The following is a 17110-nucleotide window of genomic DNA, read 5'->3' as shown; positions in this document are numbered from 1 at the left end:
TCGCGGCGAACCACCGCGGGACTCAGCCGATGCCCTGCCGGTCGGGCAGCAGCGCGAACGCACGGTCCGCGGCCTCCGGAACCGTGCGCTCCACCGCCTGCGCGAGCAGCTCGCGGTGGCGCAGGAGCGGCTCCCTGCGCTCCTCGGGCGCGAGCCGCAGCAGGTCGTCGAGGCCGGCCAGCATGCGCCGGATGACCTGCGGATTGCCGACCGCGCACCCCCGGATCTCGGCGAACCCGAGATCCACCAGGGCCGTCCAGTCCGGCACGGGCTGCACCATCCGCACCGCCCCGCGCCGGTCACGGTGGCGCAGGGCGCCCAGCGGATACCCGGCCACCGACGCCAGGATCTGGATGATGCGGTCCAGGGCCTGCACGGCGGTGGTCGGGTCGTTCACCGCGGGGGACAGGGCCCGCAGGGCGATGTCGGCGAGCTGGCGAAGACCGAAGCCGAGGTCCTGGTGGAAGGTGCGCTCCACACCCACGGAGAACGTGTACCGCAGCGCGCGCCGTGACGGCGCCGCCCCGCCGTGCACGGTGAACACCGGGGTCCCCGGCACCACGAAGTCCCCGATGCGCGGCAGCAGCCGCAGCACCACGCCGTGCCGCCTTGCCGCCCGCACCACCCGGGCGATGTGCACGTCCCGCAGTACTCCGGCCCGTCCCTGGTGCGTGATCCGGGCGGTCGCGGGTCCGAGGCGCTCGTCGTCCACCGCGCCTTCGGTCGGGTGCTTCACGGCCACCCGGAACGACTCACGGGCGATCCGGTCGATGACGAAGCCGATCCGCATCATGCGCAGGGTGCCGTTCACGTACGCGACGAACAGGAGCAGGCTCAGGAAGACCATCGCCATGGCCAGGATCGACTCGATCAGCGGCACAGTCGTCAACAGGCGCGGATCGCTCTCGCTGTCGAAGGACGTCAGCGTCATCAGGGAGAAGAGGAACGTCGCGAGGAACACGGTGAGCGTGATCTTGGTGATCCGCGATCGGACGTACAGCCGCACCACCCGCGGGCTGAACTGTCCGCTGGCCATCTGCACGGCCACCAGCGAGATGCTGAAGACGACACCGATGAAGGTCATCATCGCCGAGCCGATGGTGCTGATCACCACCTTGGTGTCCTCGGCGATCTGCATCAGGCTCTTGATGGTGTCGTAGTCCCCGTCCTCCTGCGCCGCCGCCACGATCTGGCTGTCCAGCTCCGCAGCGGCCACCCACAACACCATGGCCCCCACGAGCCCCGCGGTCGGCGCGAACCACATGGTGTCCCGCAGATGCTCGCGCAACGGGGACAGCAGCCGAGGCCGCCGCACCTTCGCGTCACCGAGCACTCCAGTAATCAGCCCGTCACTCATGGTGAGACTGTAGATGCGGCGGCGCGGGCCGCCGGGCATCGCCCCGGCGGCGTACGGATACGCAGGTGAAAGGCACTCCGAAAGCTTGGTATTGTTGTCCATGTCGCCGCGGGGAACACCCCGCGAACGGCAGACACCTAGTCCGGGTGGCGGAATGGCAGACGCGCTAGCTTGAGGTGCTAGTGCCCTTTATCGGGCGTGGGGGTTCAAGTCCCCCCTCGGACACAAGATGAAGTACGTGGACGGTGCTGACCGAGTCTCGGTCAGCACCGTCCACGTTTTCGTGGTCGCTTTTCATTCCCGCGCGACCAAGAGGCGTCAGGCCGGCTGTGCGGAGGCGTGCGACTCCGGGATCTCAGCGGCGTGCGGGTAGGCCGCCGCCCGGTGCTGGAACGAGAGGATCTTCGGGTTCAGGATCACGCCGTCCTGGATCTCGATGGCGTTCTTGATCGTGGCGTCGGTCTCCCATGACGCGGGGCCGGCCATGACCTTGCGCAGATAGGGGAGGAGCGCGTCGCTGTTCTCCCACGTGGCGGAGTTCCACAGATGCGACGGGCTGTGGTCCACCCCGTAGTAGTGGCAGCCCGGTCCCACCAGGTGTATCGGCTCTCCGAAGGTCGTCGGACGGGCCCATTCGAAGCCCATGCCCTCGTCGCAGGAGACGTCGATGAAGAAGGTCCCCGGCCGGAACAGGGCGAGTTCCTCGTCGGTGACGAACATCAGCGGCGCGTCGGTGTCCTGCCGTATGCAGTTGACGATGATGTCGAACCCGGCGAGGTACTCCGCGAGCGGCATGGCACGGGGTTCGGTGAGGGCCTCCAGGCGGGAAGGGTCGCCCTCCTGCTCCGCGAAATGGCCCATCACGACCGACGGCATCGGTGAGGCCACCGCCGCGGCGGCGCGCTGGGTGAGCACCGTGACATCGGAGACCCCCATCGCGCCCAGGCCGGTGACCGCTCCGCGCGCCGTGGCGCCGAAGCTGATGACCACCGCACGCAGGCGCCGCCCGTAGCTTCCCGTCAGGCCGCCGAGCTGCAGGGCGTGCAACACCGAGCAGTAGCCGGCGAGTTCGTTGTTCTTGTGGAACACATGAACGCTGAAGGCGCCCGTGGACGTCCAGTGGTTCATGGCCTCCCAGGCGATGAGGGTCAGCCGTCGGTCGATGGCGATCTGCGTCATCTTCTCGTCCTGGACGCAGTGCGGCCATCCCCAAAGGACCTGGCCCTCGCGCAGCCCGGCGACGTCCTCGTGCATCGGCTTGGGCAGCGTCACGATGTCGCACTCGGCGAGAAGCCGCTCGCGGGGGTGAAGCCCGGCGACAAGGGGGCGCAGCGCCTCGTCGTCGATGCCGAACCGCCCGCCGTAGCCCTCTTCGAGGAAGATCTTCTCGCGTACGTCCGAGGGGATCCGGTGGAGGTGGCCGGGGTGCAGCGGCAGCCGGAACTCGTTCTCCTTGTGGGAGGAGGCGAGCACTCCCAGACTCTTCAGGCCCATGAACTTCCTGTCATTGAGTTGTTGTCGTTCTCGTTGTTCTTGTTGTCGCCGCCGCGTCCTACGGGGGCGGGGGCACGTGCCTGCGCACGCGCTCGGCCAAGGGAAGGGGAGGCTCGTCCAGGCCGGTGACCGACCCGCTGGCCATCCGCGCGCACGTCCCGTGGCACGCGAGCAGTTGCTTGTCGTCGCGGTGGGAGACCACCGCCTCGTCACCGTCGTGCGCCTGGCGGAAGTCGGCGCCGCACACGGAGCAGGCAAGGCCGGAGAGCATCTCGGCGGTCGGTTCGGAGCGGCCGCGTCGGCGCCCGGAGATCGAGTCCTGTGAATACATGCGTCCCGCATCCTCTTGATCGGTTGAGGGCGTGTGAGGTGCCGGAGCTCCTCGAGAAGCCCCGGGAACGAGAAGTGCGGCTACTGCGGGGCGCGCGACGGAATGCGTACGGTGGCGCGACAGTTCGAGCAGGGAAGCATGGGGCGGCTCATCTCTGGCCGGACACGATGTGCTCCGGCATTGCCGTTCCCCGAGGGCGACGCCGAAACGGATGACGGCGTGCGAGGTGCGCTCGGTGCTGTAACCGTACCCCGCCCGGGCCCCGCTCAAGAGGCGAGGGCACGCGCCCCTGTCTGTTGGGAGGCGCGTGCCCAAGGTGGGTTCAGGCCGTGGCCTCGGAGGCCGGGCGCGGTTCGATGTCCGTCTCGGGCGCCTCGGAACCGGCCTCCGCCTCCCGTACGGGAATGAACGCCGCGACCACCGCCGCCGCGAGGCCCACCCCGCAGCCCATCAGCATCGCGGCCCGGAAGCCGTTCTCCGACGGCAGGAAGTGACCGCCGAAGTCCGTCGTCATCTGGGCCAGGACCACGCCGATCACGGCCGCCGCAGCGGAGCTGCCGATCGAGCGCATCAGGGTGTTGAAGCTGTTGGCCGACGCGGTCGCCGACTGCGGCACCGCTCCCATGATCAGGGCGGGCATGGCGCCGTACGCGAGGCCGACGCCCGTGTTGCAGATGAGCGTCACGACGAGCAGGCCCCAGGTCGAACCCATCAGGAGCAGGGAGGAGCCGTAGCCGACAGCGATGACCAGGGCTCCGACCGACAGCGTCACCTTGGGGCCGCGGGCCGCCGAGAGCTTGGCGCCGAGCGGTGCGAGGGCCATCATCATCAGGCCCGCCGGGGCCATCCACAGGCCCATGGCCATCATCGACTGGCCCAGGCCGTAGCCGGTGGCCTCGGGCAGCTGGAGCAGCTGCGGGACGACCAGCGACTGGGCGTACATCGCGAAACCGACGAGCACCGAGGCCGCGTTGGTCATCAGGACCTGCGGGCGGGCGGTGACGCGCAGGTCGACCAGCGGCTCGCTGCTGCGCAGCTCCCACCGGCCCCAGGTCAGCAGGACGACGACGGCGGCGGCGAACAGGCCGAGCGTGGTGCCGCTCGTCCAGCCCCAATCGGAGCCCTTGGACACGGCGAGCAGCAGGCAGATGAGACCGCTGCCCAGGCCGATCGCGCCCAGGATGTCGAAGCGGACCGAGCCGGCGCCCACCCGCCCCGCGGGCACGAACAGCCAGGCAAGGAGGGCGACCAGGAGGCTCAGGGCGGCGGCGACCCAGAGCAGCACGCGCCAGCTCGCGTTCTCGGCGACGGCCGCGGAGAAGGGCAGGCCGAGCGCGCCGCCCACGCCCATGGACGCGCTCATCAGGGCGATGGAGGAGCCGAGCTTCTCCGGCGGCAGCACGTCACGCAGGAGGCTGACGCCGAGCGGCACCACGCCCATGCCCAGGCCCTGCAGTCCGCGGCCGACGATCATCGGCACCACGGACGAGGCGAGGGCGCAGACCACTGAACCCGCGACGAGCGGGATCACGGAGACGAGCAGCATGCGCCGCTTGCCGTACATGTCGCCGAGCCGCCCGGCCACGGGCGTCGCCACCGCCGCCGAGAGCAGCGTGGCCGTGACCACCCAGGAGGCGTTCGACGGGCTGGTGTCGAGCATGACGGGCAGGTCGCCGATCAGGGGCACCACCAGCGTCTGCATGATCGCGGCCACGATGCCCGCGAGAGCGAGTACCCCGACGACGCGCCCAGGGCGTACATCGGGCTTCGAGCTGACCACTGGCTTCTCCCTTGGTTCTGCCGGACGGCCACCGGACGACTTCCGGGCGGCTGCCGGACGGTCGCGTGACCTGACGGCCATCGCGATATGCACTATACACAGAGCATGCATGATGCATATGCCTAGTACGATGGCTGCATGGACACATCCGGTCGTCGCATCGACAAGCCCGTTGGAAGCAAGGACAAGCCCGTCGGGCAGGTCGAGTTCGAGACGATGCTGCTAGGACGTCACTCGCACCTGTTCAACCCCCGCACACGCTCCTCCGGCGGGCGCCTCGACCGCAGCGCGTACATCCTGCTCAGCCGCATCCAGATGGACGGCCCGATGTCCATCGGCCAGCTCACCGACGCCTTCGGCCTTGACGCCTCCACTCTCAACCGGCAGACCGCGGCCATGCTGCGCGGCGGACTCGTCGAGCGCATCCCCGACCCCGACGGCGGCATGGCCCGCAAGTTCCGCATCTCCGCCGAGGGTGCGCGGCAACTCGACGCCGACCGCTCCGAGTACACCCAGGGCCTGGAGAAGGTCCTGGACAGCTGGTCGCCGCAGGACGTGGCGACGTTCGCCGGCTTCCTGCAGCGCTTCAACAGCGACATCGAGCGCCTGGAAGGCCATCCCTGGCCGCGCCCCTGAACCGCTCCGGTCCGCGCCGCTCCGGTCTGCCGATCCGGTCCGCGCCGATCCGGTCCGTAGGGGCGGACGTAATCCCCGCGGATGATGTGGCGAGGGCGTGTACTGCCAGGTCAGTACGCCGGATTGTCATCAGGCGCACGACGACCGGACCCCCGATTCCCGAGAGCCTGTGGAGGTACCCGAGACCAGATCTGGAGACCTCTGCCCGTGGCTACTCTTCTCTATCGCCTTGGCCGTCTGGCCTTCCGGCGGCGTTGGTACGTCGCCCTGCTGTGGGCGGCGGTCCTCGGTGCCGTCGGCTTCGGCGCGGTCACGGCGCCCGCCGCCCCCGACGAGGGCAACTCCATGCCGGGCATCGAGTCCCAGGAAGCGTTCGACCTGATGGAGCAGCGCTTCCCCGGGGCCGAGGCCGACGGTGCGAGCGCGCGGATCGTGTTCGCCGCCCCGGACGGGCAGAAGGTCACGGCGACCGAGAACCGCGCGGCCGTCGAGAGGTTCGTGGACGAGGCGGCCGACGGGCCCCAAGTCGCCCGCGCCGCCGACCCGTTCACGTCGCGTGCGGTGAGCAAGGACGCCTCGACTGCGTACGTGACGGTGACGTACGGCGTGAAGGCCGACGACCTCACGGACCAGAGCAAGGCGACGCTCGAGGACGCCATGGCGGAGGCCCGGGACGCGGGCCTGACCGTCGAGGCGGGCGGAAACGCCCTCGCGAGTCAGCCCGCGGCGGGCGGTGCCGCCGAGGGCATCGGTGTCGCCGTCGCGGCCGTCGTCCTGCTGATCACCTTCGGGTCGCTGGCCGCTGCCGGGCTTCCGCTGCTCACCGCGATCATCGGCGTCGGCGTCAGCATGGCCTCGATCCTGGCCCTGGGCAGCGCACTCGGTCTCTCCGCGACGACCGGCACCCTCGCCACGATGCTCGGCCTCGCGTGCGGCATCGACTACGCCCTGTTCATCGTCTCCCGCTACCGCGAGGAGCGGGCCAAGGGGCACGTGCCCCAGGAGGCGGCGGGCCTGGCCGCGGGCACGGCGGGTTCCGCCGTCGTCTTCGCGGGGCTCACGGTCGTCATCGCGCTGGCGGGCCTCTCGGTGGTCGGCATCCCGATGCTGACCAAGATGGGACTTGCCGCCGCCGGGGCGGTCGTCGTCTCCGTCGTCATCGCGCTCACCCTCGTCCCCGCCCTGCTCGGCCTCTGGCCGAACGCCGTCCTCTCGCGCTCCACCCGCAGGCGCGGCAGGGAGAAGGGGGACGGCGAGCGCAACGGCGGCAGCCGCTGGGCCCGGTTCGTCCTGCGCCGCCCCGTCCCCGTGCTCCTCGCCTCGGTCGCGGGCCTCGGCGCGCTCGCCCTGCCGGTGCTCGACCTTCAGCTCGGCATGCCGGGAGACGAGGCCAAGCCCACCTCGACCACGGAGCGCCGCGCCTATGACGCGCTGGCCGACGGCTTCGGCCCCGGCTTCAACGGACCGCTGACCATCGTCGTCGACGCCGAGGGCGCGGCCGATCCGAAGGCGGCGGTGGCCGAGGTCGAGCAGCGGATCGGTGCCACGAAGGGGGTTGTCTCGGTGTCGGCGGCGCAGTTCAACCCCGCCGGAGACACCGCGATGTTCACCGCAGTCCCGGCCGACGCTCCCACCGACCAGAAGACCAAGGACCTCGTCCACACCATCCGCGACGACCGCCCCGCGATCGAATCCACCACCCAGGGAGCCACCTTCGAGCTCACCGGCTCCACCGCCATGAACATCGACATGGCCCAGAAGGTCCAGGACGCCCTGATCCCGTACCTCGCCGTCGTGGTGGGCCTTGCCGTGCTGCTCCTGATGGTGGTCTTCCGCTCCGTCCTCGTGCCCGTCAAGGCGGCACTCGGCTTCCTTCTGTCCGTTGGCGCCGCCCTCGGTTCGGTCGTCGCGGTCTTCCAGTGGGGCTGGGGCGCCGAACTCCTCGGCGTCGAGCAGACCGGGCCGATCATGAGCATGATGCCGATCTTCCTGGTGGGCATCGTCTTCGGACTCGCCATGGACTACGAGGTGTTCCTCGTCGCGCGGATGCGCGAGGCGTACGTCCATGGCGACCGGCCGGGTCAGGCCGTCGTCAGCGGCTTCAGGTACAGCGCCCGCGTCGTGGTGGCCGCCGCGCTGATCATGATGGCCGTGTTCTCCGGGTTCATCAGTGCCGGTGAATCAATGATCAAGACGATCGGCTTCGGCCTCGCGGTGGCCGTCCTGTTCGACGCGTTCGTCGTCCGCATGGCGCTCGTCCCCGCGGTCCTCGCCCTGCTCGGCAAGGCGGCATGGTGGCTGCCGCGCCCGCTGGACCGGCTGCTGCCCCGTGTCGACGTGGAGGGCGAGGCGCTCGGCCGGCGATCCGCGGGCCTTCCTGTCCGGGACGACACGGCCGACCGCGAGTCGATACGCGTCTGACAGGAGGTCGCGTCACGGACCATGGCTCAAGCACCCTGATCGGAGAACTCGATGCTCACCAGATGGCAGCGCCACGCGGAGGCCCACCCCCGCGCCGCCGACGCGGCCGTGGCGCTGCTGCTGTTCGGCGTCTCGTTCTCCGGCAGCATGCTCAGCACCACCGAGCCGTCCGACCGGCCCACGTGGTGGACCGGCGTGCTGATCTCGGCCGTCGCCTGCACATCCCTGCTGTGGCAGCGCGGTCGTCCCCGCACCGTCGTCGCGGTGACCACGGTCTGCGCCATGGGCACCAGCGCGATGGGCTTCCTGCTCACGCCCCTGCTCCTCGGCCCGGTCATGTCGGCGCTCTACTGGCTGGCCGCCGGCGCCGACCGGAAGACCACCCGCCGGTACACGCTCGGCGTCGCCGTACTGGTGGGGGCCACGGCCCTGTTCGCGGACCCCGTCAACCACTCACTCCTCCTGAAGACGCTCAACCCCATCGCCTGGGTCCTGCTGTCGGCCATGTTCGGCAGCGGAGTCCAGCTGCGCCGCGCCTATCTGGAGGCCCTGCAGGCCCGCGCCGCACACGCCGAACGGCTGCGCATCGCCCGGGAGTTGCACGACGTAGTGGCCCACCACCTGACCCTGGCCAACGCCCAGGCCGGAACGGCGGCGCACCTCGCGCGCACCCACCCCGACCAGGCGCAGCGGATCCTCACCGACCTCACGGGCACCACCGCGTCGGCGCTGCGCGAACTGAAGGCCACGGTCGGCCTGCTGCGCCAGGCGAACGACACCGAAACGCCCCTGGAACCGTCACCCGGACTGGCGCGGCTCGACGACCTCACCGCCTCCTTCGCGTCCACCGGGCTCACGGTCACCGTCACCACGGAGGGCGAGCCACGGGAGCTCTCGGCGGCCGTCGACCTGACAGCATTCCGGATCGTGCAGGAAGCACTCACCAACGTCAGCAAACACGCCGCCACGAAGACGGCGTACGTCCATCTCGCCCACGCCCCCGACGGACTGACCCTCAAGATCACCGACGACGGACGCCCCACGGCCCCCACCGTGCCCGCCGCCGGTCACGGCTTCGGCCTCATCGGCATGCGGGAACGGGCGCACTCGGTCGGCGGCCACCTGCACGCGGGCCACCGTCCCGAAGGCGGCTTCGAAGTCGTCGCCGAACTGCCGTCGCATCCCCGGAACCCGGAAGAGAACAGCACCCCATGACCATCCGCGTCCTCCTCGCCGACGACCAGGCCCTCCTCCGGGCCACCTTCCGCATCCTGATCGACTCCTGCGACGACATGGAGGTGGTCGCCGAGGCCACCGACGGCGAGGAAGCCGTCGACCTCACCCGGATCCACCGCCCCGACCTCGTCCTCATGGACATCCGCATGCCCGGCACGGACGGCCTCGCCGCGACCGCCAGGCTCTGCGCCGACCCGGACCTGGCCGCCACCCGCGTCCTCATCCTCACGACCTTCGAGACCGACGAGTACGTTGCCCAGGCCCTGCGCGCCGGAGCGAGCGGATTCCTCGGCAAGGACGTGGGCGTCGACGAACTCCTCGGCGGGATCCGCACCGTGGTCGCGGGCGAGTCCCTGCTCTCCCCGTCGGCCACCCGCGCCCTCATCACCCGCTTCCTCGCCGCCCCCGAGCCCGGCGGCCGGCCGGCGCCGCCCGAGCGCCTCGCCGCGCTCACCGCCCGCGAGCGGGAGGTGATGGCCCTGGCCGCCGAGGGGAAGTCCAACGCCGAGATCGCCGATGCGCTCTTCGTCAGCCCGCTGACCGTGCGGACCCACGTCCAGCGCGCCATGACCAAGCTCGACGCCCGCGACCGCGCCCAACTGGTCGTCATCGCCTACCAGTCGGGCCTCGTCCGCCCCGCTCCGCCCACCCGCTGAGTCAGGACTCCTCGACTGCGTCCCTCACTTCTTGAGCCCGTCCATCGCCGCGCGGGTGTCGGACGTGAGCATCTCCTCGACCTCCGACGCGGTCGGCGGCTCGGACTTGTCGTCCGTGCCCGCGTACGAGCTCCAGTGCATCTGGTACGTGAACCAGCCCTCGCGCACGGCGAGCGTCATGCCGTTGAGGTCGTCATCGCCCGTGCCGCTCGTCTCGGTCACCAGGAACGCCTCGTCCCCGATGCCGCTCACGGCCTTGGTCTTGTAGCTGTACGTCTTCTGCGACTGGTCCTCGTACGCCTTCTGCTCCGAAGCGAAGTCGCCCGCCGGGTCGGTCTTCTTGTGCCACCGGGCGGTGGAGTAGACGAAGATGCTCGAATAGGAGTCGGCGGAGGCGTCCGGGTCCTTGAGCTTGCGGCTGCAGTAGCTCTGGTCGAATGCCTTCTGCCGTGAGGTGTAGTCGGTGAGCGTCGAGGCGTCCGGGTCGATCTCGTACTTCTTCTTGAAGGCGTCCAGCGGGGAGACGTCGCAGAGATCCTTCGTGTACTGGTAGCCGGCGAGGTCCGCATCCGCGCCGCCGCCGCTCCCGCTGTCGGAGCCGAGATTGCCGGTGGCGAAGAGTGCCCCCGCCCACAGGGCCGACGCGACCACGACGCCGCCGATTCCCCACACCCAGCCCGGCGTGGGCTTGCGCGGTCCTGCCGGGGGCGCGGGCGGGGCGGGCGGCTGGCCGTAGGGGCCCGGCTGCTGTCCGTACGGGCCCGGCGGCTGACCGTACGCCGGTGGGGGCACGGCGCCCGGAGGCTGCTGATAGGGATTCGGGGGCTGCTGGTATGGATTCGGCTGATTCGGCTGATTCGGCTGATTCGGCTGGTTGGGCTGGGGGTTCGGTATCGACATAAGCGGCAATGTACCGGTGGCCTCGGCACGGGCGGGCGCGGCCCGGCCCTGGTCGGCGCGGGGGTGGCCAGCTCAAGTAAGGTCACCCTTAGCTATGCGCGTTCGCAGTGACCCCCAGGAGGCTTCCCTATGCCGCTCACCGCTCCTCCCGCCGGGGCGACCCGTCGGCCGCCCCGCATCCCGCGGCCGCTGCCCGTCGAGCGCGCGGACAGTGCGTGGGTGGCGCGGGCCGTGGAGCGGGGCGACTTCTGGGGTGATGTGCGGGCGTGCGGCGGCACGCCCGTCGTCGAGCCCGATCCGCTGGGGGACGAGGGCCATCGCGTGGTCACCTTCCTGTGGCGCGGCACGGACGCGACCCGCGCCGTCCTCGTGCTGCCGAACAAGATCGTCGACCCGCGTGATCTGTCCGGCAACCTGATGGAGCGGGTGCCGGGCACGGACGTCTGGCACTGGTCGGTCCGGATGCGCGCGGACTGGCGCGCGACCTACAGCCTCTGCGTGGACGAGGGGGACGGCCCGCAGACGGATGGCGCCTACTGGCCCTGGCTGCGGCAGCAGCAGCGGACCGACCCGCTCAACTCGCGTGTCCTTGCCCGGCGTTGGGGCGGCGATCCGGTCTCGTACGTCGAACTGCCGCACGCGCCGGCCGGCGACGACTGGCAGCGTCGCGACGGCGTCGCGCGCGGCACCGTCAGCACACACACGGTCCGCAGCGAACTGCTCGGCAACGAACGGCCGGTCCATGTGTACGAGCCGCCCGGCGGCGGGCACGACCTGCCCGTCCTGGTGCTCATGGACGGCGAGATGTGGCAGCCGGGGCTGGATGTCGCGGCCCTGCTCGACAATCTCATCGCCGACGGCCGCATCCCGCCCGTGGTCGCCCTGCTGCCCGAGTCCCTCAGCGCCGACCAGCGCTGGGCCGAACTCGCCTGCAACGAACGGTTCGTCGGATTCCTGGAGACCGAGCTGCTGCCCTGGGCGGGCGAGCGTCTCTCCCTGACCGGCGATCCCGCGCGGACCGTCGTCGCGGGCCAGAGCCTCGGTGGCCTCACCGCCGCGTACGCAGGTGTCCTCGCGCCGGGGCGGTTCGGCCGCGTCCTCGCACAGTCGGGTTCCTTCTGGTGGCCCGACGGGCCCGACCTGGAGCGCTCCGAGTGGCTGACCGGCCGCATCGCCGCGAGCGAGAGGCTGCCGGTGCGGTTCTGGCTCTCGGCGGGAGAGCAGGAGTGGGTCGCGCTGCCCGCCATGCGCAGGCTGCGCGCCACCTTGCGGGAGAAGGGGTACGAGGACGCCGTGTACCGCGAGTTCAACGGCGGGCACGACTACCTGTGCTGGCGCACCGAACTCGCGGACGGACTCGTCGGGCTGCTCGGCGCCCGGTCCGCGACGGCCACCGCCGCCGCGTAACCCTCGGGGACGGCCACGTCCCGCACCGTCCAGCCCGGGACGGCGAGAGGCACGGAGCCCGTCCCCACGAGCAGCGACGCCATCCCGCCACCGGCCAGCCCCTCGCCCGTCCCCTTGAGGCACGCCTCCTTGCGCGTCCAGCAGCGGGCGAAGGCCAACGGGCGCTCGGCGGCGGGGAGTTCCGCGAGTTCGGCCTGCTCCCTCGGGTGCAGGGAAGCCGTCACGTCGGCCAGCACACCCGCGGACGGCAGTTTCTCGACGTCGGCGCCGACCGGGCGGTCCGCGAAGGCCAGCAGGGCGAGACCGTCCGTGTGCGAGAGCGAGAAGTGCGGGCCCGCCCCGCCCGCCACGGCAGGACGTCCGTGGGGGCCGCCGCACAGCGGGCACGGCAGCCGCACAAGATCCACCGCCGCCGGGTCGACGCGGAGGTACGCGCCGAGCCGCCGACGCAGCGCCGAGTGCGCCGCCGCGTACAGCTCCTGGTCCGCCGGGCGCCGCAACGCCGCCGCCCGGCGCCGCTCATCGGCGTCGAGGAGCGACACGTCGAGCGGGGCCGGGCGGACGAGCTGGATCTCCGTCACGCAGGCGGATCCTGGAGGCGGGCCACGCAACGGCCGTACGTCTCCGGGCCGTACACCGCGGTCCAGCCCTCCGGCGCACTGCGGAAGACCGGCCACAGGGAGTGCTCGCCGAGCGCGTTCTCCAGGACGAGATGGGTCGGCTCGGTGTCAGTGCCGGTGCCGGTGCCGACCGGGTCGAAGGGGCCGGGTGTGGTCGTCATGCGTGGTCCAGTTCCTTGAGGCGGGTGGCGAGTACGGCACACACCTCGTCGAGGCGGCGCGGCTGGGTCAGCTCCGGGTGCAGGCAGTCCACGTCGTGGTTGCTGATCGTGCCGCTGACGTACGGCGCCCAGGCCTCCCTCGTCAGCCAGTCCTCGGCGCGCGGCGCGGAGGCCGTGAAGAACAGGGCGTCGCCGTCGAAGGCGCGGTGATCGTGCTCGCGCATCAGGCGGGCGTTGTTGATCACGATGTCGAGCACCGCCGACAGTGTCCGGTCGGGGAGCCCGGCAAGGGCGCTGCCCTCGCGCTGCAGCGTGGCCAGGACGTCCTCGCGGGTCAGCTCGTCCGTCAGGTCGTAACCGGCCATCCGCAGGAGCGCCTTGAGGGCGTCCGCCTCCGCGGGGACCGCGGAGTCCCGCCACTGGTCGGACGGATAGGCGTCGAGCAGGGCGAGCAACTCGACCTCTTCGCCCGCCTCTTGGAGCAGTACGCCCACCGTGTGGGCGAGGACGCCGCCCACCGACCAGCCGAGCAGCCGGTAGGGGCCGTGCGGCCGCACCGCACGCAGGGCGTCGACGTACTCGGCCGCCATCTCCTCCATCGTGGCGGGGAGTTCACCCTCGCCGTGCAGTCCGCGCGCCTGGAGGCCGTACACCGGCTGCCCGGGGTCGAGCCGCGAGAGTAGCCCCGAGTAGCACCAGCTCATGCCGCCCGCCGGGTGGAACGCGAACAGCGGGGTGCGGTCGCCGCCTGCGCGCAGCGGAAGCAGCACGTCCAGGGCGTGGTCGGCCTCGCTGTGGTCCGCGTCCAGGTGGGCGGCGAGCGCCGCCGGGGTCTGCGCCTGGAAGAGCGTGCCGATGGTGAGCTTGGCGCCCAGCGTGTCGCGGACCCGGGAGACCAGGCGGGCCGCCAGGAGCGAGGTGCCGCCGAGGTCGAAGAAGGCGTCGTCCACGCCGAGTTGGGGTACGCCGAGGATTTCCGCGAAGAGCCGGGTGAGCGTCTCCTCGCGGTGCCCGCTGGGCACCCGGCCGCCGTCGGCCGACCCCTCGAAGGCGGGGGCGGGCAGGGCGCGCCGGTCCAGCTTGCCGTTCGGGCTGAGCGGGAAGTCGTCGAGGACGAGGATCGCGCCCGGCACCATGTAGTCGGGCAGCGTGAGCGCGAGCCGGGCGCGCAGCCCATCGGGGTCGGGGACGGTCCCGCTGTCGGGGGGCGTCACGTACCCGACGAGCCGTTGATCGCCCGGCCGGTCCTCGCGGACCAGGACGCTGGCCGCGCCCACCGCCGGATCGGCGGCCAACTCGGCCTCGATCTCGCCCAGTTCGATGCGCAGGCCGCGCAGCTTCACCTGGTGGTCGGTGCGGCCCAGGTACTCGATCTCGCCGTGCTCGGTCCAGCGCGCCAGGTCGCCCGTGCGGTACATACGGGTGCCGGGAGCGCCGTAGGGGTCGGCGACGAAGCGGGAAGCGGTCAGTTCGGGCCGCCCCAGGTACTCGGCCGCCAGCTGCGTCCCCGCCAGGTACAGCTCGCCCTGGATGCCGGGCGGGCACGGCTGGAGCGCCGCGTCGAGGACGTACAGACGGGTGTTCCAGACGGGCTTGCCGATCGGCACCGGGCCCGCGGCGTCGGTCGCGCACGGGTGGTGGGTGACGTCGACGGCGGCCTCGGTCGGGCCGTACAGATTGTGCAGCGGCACGCCGTCAAGCACGCGCCCGAACTCCCGGACCGTCTCGCGCGGCAACGCCTCGCCGCTGCAGAAGACGTGCCGCAGGCCACCGCAGTCCGCCGCGGCCGGTTCGGACAGGAACACCTGGAGCATCGACGGCACGAAGTGGCAGACGGTGACGCCCTGTTCGCGGATGACGCGCGCCAGGTACGCCGGGTCCTTGTGGCCGCCGGGCTCGGCGACGACCAGCGTCGCGCCCACCCGCAGCGCCCAGAAGAACTCCCACACCGACACGTCGAACCCGGACGGCGTCTTCTGCAACACCCGGTCACCCGGGGAGAGTTCGTACTGGCCCTGCATCCAGCGCAGCCGGTTGTCGATCGCGGAGTGCGGCACGACGACGCCCTTGGGGCGGCCGGTCGAACCGGACGTGTAGATGACGTACGCGGGGTGGTGCGGGGTCAGCGCGCGCGGCGGGTCGTACGTGCCGTACGGCGTCGTGTCCAGGCGGTCCAGGGCGACGAGCGGTACGCCCGAGGCGGGCACCCGGTCGGCGCGGTCGGCGATCACGCAGGCAGGGCCCGCGTCGTCCAGCATGTACGCGAGGCGCTCCGCCGGATAGTCCGGGTCCAGGGGGAGATAGGCGCCGCCCGCCTTGAGCACGGCCAGGAGCGTGATCACCAGGTCGAGCGAGCGGGGCACGGCGACCGCCGCGAGCGCGCCCGGACGTACGCCGACCTCGATGAGGTGGTGGGCGAGCCGGTTGGCGCGGGCGTTCAGCTCGGCGTAGGTCAGCTCCTGGTCGCCGAAGACCAGGGCGGTGGCGTCCGGGGTGCGGACGGCCTGACCTTCGATCGGGCCGATCAGCGTGGTGGGCGGCACCGGGTGCGCGGTGGCGTTGAACTCGTCGACGACCAGCGTGAGTTCGGCGCGGCGGGCGATCGTGTGCTCGGCCAGCACAGTGTGCGGGCCCGCCTCGGCGATGCGCTCCAGGAGCTCCATGAACCGCGCCTGGTGGGCGCCGAGTTCCTCCGGCTCGTAGAGGGCGGGGTTGCCGTCGTAGTCGATGCGCAGACCGCTGCCGTCGGCGCGGTCGTAGACGTTGACCGTCAGGTCCTCGACCGGGCCCGCCGACAGGTTGTGGGCGTCCGTGCGGGCGCCCGCGAAGGTCAGGCCGTAGTCGAACGGCATGACGTTGACCAGCGGCCCGACCAGGGAGCGGCCCTCGCCGAGCAGGCCCAGGTCCCGGCGGATGTCCTCGTAGCGGTAGCGCTGGTGGCGGCGGGCGGCGCGGATGCCGAGCACCACCTGCCGGGTCAGCTCGGCGAAGGTGGCCTGCGGGGTGACGGTGAGCCTCAGCGGCAGCACGTTCATCACCATGCCGGGCACGCGAAGCGCCACCGAACCCATGCGGCCCATCATCGGCAGGCCGAGCACCACCTCGGCGGAGCCGGTGGCCCGCGACACGTACAGCGCCTGCGCGGCGACGAGCACCTCCGGCCAGGTCGCCCGCATCGAGGACGCCGACTCCCGCAGCCGCGCGGTCGCCTCGGGGGAGAGGCGGGCGCTGCGGCGGTGGAAGGTGCGGGACGGCAGCGCGGTGCGCCCCGCCAGGTTGGGGGCGTCGGGCCGGTCGGCGAAGGCGCCGTCCCAATGGCGGCGGTCGGTGTCGAACGTCTCCGACGCGCGGTACGCGGTGTCCTCGGCGACCAGGTCGTCGAGCCGCCCGAAGGGACTCTGGGCCGGGGTCTCGCCCGCGGCGAGCGCGGTGTAGATCTCGGCGGTGCGCCGCGCGAGCAGCGAGTAGCCGAAGCCGTCCATCACGATGTGGTGCACCCGCTGGTACCACAGCCACCGCTCGTCGTCGACGCGGAACAGCGCGTGCGCGAACAGCGGTCCTGCCGCCAGGTCGAACGGCGTGGCCAGGTCCTCCCGCATCCACGCCCGCGCGTCGGCGTCCGGGTCGGCCGCGGCGCGCAGATCGCGCACCTTCAGCGGAAGCGTCGGGTCGACGACCTCCAACTGGCTCGGCCCGTCGGCCCCTTCGATGATCCGTACGCGCAGGGCATCGGCCTCCGACACCACCTGGCGCAGGGTCCGCGCGAACAGGGACGGGTCGATGGGGCCGTGGATCTCCAGGCACTCGGCCGTGTTCTGGGCCGGGCTGCCGGGGTCGAGCGCCTGCGCGAACCACATGCCCGACTGGGCAGCGGTGAGCCTCATGTGGAGGCTCCCAGAATCGGTGCCCAGGCCTCGATGGCGGGCTGCTCGGCCAGGTCCACGAAGGTGGCGGTGATGTCGTGGTCGCGGCGCCAGCGCTCGATGAGCGACATGATGCGCACCGAGTCGAGGCCGTAGTCGACGAGGTTCTCGTCGACGGGGATGTCGGCCGGGTCCTCGCCCAGGACATCGGCGACGTCGGCCCGGATGAGTTCCACGCTGAGTGCCAT

The 17110-nt window shown here is 71.5% G+C and carries 14 protein-coding genes and 1 tRNA gene; 6 read left to right on the top strand and 9 right to left on the bottom strand.

The window, feature by feature from the left end; translation table 11 throughout:
• Positions 1-22 precede the first annotated feature (22 nt).
• Positions 23-1357: a DUF2254 domain-containing protein gene (locus tag ABZ833_RS10800; protein WP_361044017.1), complete on the bottom strand. Its 1335-nt coding sequence runs from the start codon at positions 1355-1357 to the stop codon at positions 23-25.
• A gap of 140 nt (positions 1358-1497) precedes the next feature.
• On the opposite strand from ABZ833_RS10800, the gene ABZ833_RS10795 reads away from it, so the two are divergent.
• Positions 1498-1582, top strand: a tRNA-Leu gene (locus ABZ833_RS10795).
• A gap of 93 nt (positions 1583-1675) precedes the next feature.
• Here the strand turns inward: ABZ833_RS10795 and ABZ833_RS10790 are convergent.
• The 3 genes from ABZ833_RS10790 to ABZ833_RS10780 form a co-directional block, all read right to left on the bottom strand.
• Positions 1676-2851, bottom strand: a complete 1176-nt coding sequence (locus ABZ833_RS10790; protein ID WP_361044015.1) for a N(5)-(carboxyethyl)ornithine synthase — start codon at positions 2849-2851, stop codon at positions 1676-1678.
• A gap of 58 nt (positions 2852-2909) precedes the next feature.
• Positions 2910-3182 carry a hypothetical protein gene (locus ABZ833_RS10785; protein ID WP_361044012.1) on the bottom strand — a complete coding sequence of 91 codons (273 nt, stop codon included), beginning with the start codon at positions 3180-3182 and terminating at the stop codon, positions 2910-2912.
• Between the two features lie 322 nt (positions 3183-3504).
• Complete coding sequence (locus ABZ833_RS10780; protein ID WP_361044010.1) at positions 3505-5043, bottom strand: MFS transporter; 1539 nt, start codon at positions 5041-5043, stop codon at positions 3505-3507.
• 57 nt (positions 5044-5100) lie between these two features.
• Here ABZ833_RS10780 and ABZ833_RS10775 point away from each other — a divergent pair, with 57 nt between their 5' ends.
• The 4 genes from ABZ833_RS10775 (at position 5101) to ABZ833_RS10760 (ending at position 9911) form a co-directional block, all read left to right on the top strand.
• Positions 5101-5598 (top strand): MarR family transcriptional regulator, encoded by a 498-nt coding sequence (locus ABZ833_RS10775; protein WP_361044007.1) that lies wholly within the window; start codon positions 5101-5103, stop codon positions 5596-5598.
• Between the two features lie 207 nt (positions 5599-5805).
• On the top strand, positions 5806-8019 hold the full coding sequence (locus ABZ833_RS10770) for an MMPL family transporter (RefSeq protein ID WP_361044005.1): 2214 nt from the start codon (positions 5806-5808) through the stop codon (positions 8017-8019).
• Positions 8020-8070: 51 nt separating this feature from the next.
• The gene (locus ABZ833_RS10765) at positions 8071-9234 is read left to right on the top strand and encodes a sensor histidine kinase (RefSeq protein WP_361044002.1); all 1164 of its coding nucleotides are present in this window, start codon (positions 8071-8073) and stop codon (positions 9232-9234) included.
• Entirely contained in the window at positions 9231-9911 is a 681-nt protein-coding gene (locus tag ABZ833_RS10760) for a response regulator transcription factor (protein WP_361044000.1), read from the top strand. The genes ABZ833_RS10765 and ABZ833_RS10760 overlap by 4 nt, the downstream gene beginning before the upstream one ends.
• A 24-nt stretch (positions 9912-9935) precedes the next feature.
• Here ABZ833_RS10760 and ABZ833_RS10755 read toward each other — a convergent pair whose 3' ends face one another.
• Positions 9936-10703, bottom strand: a complete 768-nt coding sequence (locus tag ABZ833_RS10755) for a hypothetical protein (protein ID WP_361043997.1) — start codon at positions 10701-10703, stop codon at positions 9936-9938.
• Between the two features lie 237 nt (positions 10704-10940).
• Here ABZ833_RS10755 and fes point away from each other — a divergent pair, with 237 nt between their 5' ends.
• Positions 10941-12218, top strand: coding sequence for an enterochelin esterase (gene fes, locus ABZ833_RS10750; RefSeq protein ID WP_361043995.1), 1278 nt, complete (start codon positions 10941-10943; stop codon positions 12216-12218).
• On the opposite strand, the gene ABZ833_RS10745 is transcribed toward fes, so the two are convergent.
• From ABZ833_RS10745 to ABZ833_RS10730, 4 genes are read right to left on the bottom strand one after another with little or no spacing between them, the layout of a single operon-like run.
• A complete protein-coding gene (locus ABZ833_RS10745; protein ID WP_361043992.1) occupies positions 12134-12799 on the bottom strand; it encodes a 4'-phosphopantetheinyl transferase superfamily protein in 666 nt (221 codons plus the stop codon). The genes fes and ABZ833_RS10745 overlap by 85 nt on opposite strands.
• Positions 12796-12999 (bottom strand): MbtH family NRPS accessory protein, encoded by a 204-nt coding sequence (locus ABZ833_RS10740; RefSeq protein WP_361043989.1) that lies wholly within the window; start codon positions 12997-12999, stop codon positions 12796-12798. The genes ABZ833_RS10745 and ABZ833_RS10740 overlap by 4 nt, the downstream gene beginning before the upstream one ends.
• The gene (locus ABZ833_RS10735; protein WP_361043986.1) at positions 12996-16883 is read right to left on the bottom strand and encodes an amino acid adenylation domain-containing protein; all 3888 of its coding nucleotides are present in this window, start codon (positions 16881-16883) and stop codon (positions 12996-12998) included. The genes ABZ833_RS10740 and ABZ833_RS10735 overlap by 4 nt, the downstream gene beginning before the upstream one ends.
• On the bottom strand, positions 16880-17110 hold the full coding sequence (locus ABZ833_RS10730; RefSeq protein WP_361043983.1) for a phosphopantetheine-binding protein: 231 nt from the start codon (positions 17108-17110) through the stop codon (positions 16880-16882). The genes ABZ833_RS10735 and ABZ833_RS10730 overlap by 4 nt, the downstream gene beginning before the upstream one ends.

This window comes from Streptomyces sp. NPDC047525, from assembly GCF_040643025.1.
Classification (GTDB): domain Bacteria; phylum Actinomycetota; class Actinomycetes; order Streptomycetales; family Streptomycetaceae; genus Streptomyces; species Streptomyces durmitorensis.
This window is presented reverse-complemented; position numbering and strand designations above follow the sequence as displayed.

Coding starts and splice junctions, on each gene's coding strand:
- ABZ833_RS10790 (WP_361044015.1), bottom strand. CDS start 2,851: ATGGGCCTGAAGAGTCTGGGAGTGCTCGCCTCCTCCCACAAGGAGAAC.
- ABZ833_RS10780 (WP_361044010.1), bottom strand. CDS start 5,043: ATGGCCGTCAGGTCACGCGACCGTCCGGCAGCCGCCCGGAAGTCGTCC.
- ABZ833_RS10775 (WP_361044007.1), top strand. CDS start 5,101: ATGGACACATCCGGTCGTCGCATCGACAAGCCCGTTGGAAGCAAGGAC.
- ABZ833_RS10730 (WP_361043983.1), bottom strand. CDS start 17,110: ATGGCACTCAGCGTGGAACTCATCCGGGCCGACGTCGCCGATGTCCTG.
- ABZ833_RS10740 (WP_361043989.1), bottom strand. CDS start 12,999: ATGACGACCACACCCGGCCCCTTCGACCCGGTCGGCACCGGCACCGGC.
- ABZ833_RS10785 (WP_361044012.1), bottom strand. CDS start 3,182: ATGTATTCACAGGACTCGATCTCCGGGCGCCGACGCGGCCGCTCCGAA.
- ABZ833_RS10735 (WP_361043986.1), bottom strand. CDS start 16,883: ATGAGGCTCACCGCTGCCCAGTCGGGCATGTGGTTCGCGCAGGCGCTC.
- fes (WP_361043995.1), top strand. CDS start 10,941: ATGCCGCTCACCGCTCCTCCCGCCGGGGCGACCCGTCGGCCGCCCCGC.
- ABZ833_RS10760 (WP_361044000.1), top strand. CDS start 9,231: ATGACCATCCGCGTCCTCCTCGCCGACGACCAGGCCCTCCTCCGGGCC.
- ABZ833_RS10765 (WP_361044002.1), top strand. CDS start 8,071: ATGCTCACCAGATGGCAGCGCCACGCGGAGGCCCACCCCCGCGCCGCC.
- ABZ833_RS10800 (WP_361044017.1), bottom strand. CDS start 1,357: ATGAGTGACGGGCTGATTACTGGAGTGCTCGGTGACGCGAAGGTGCGG.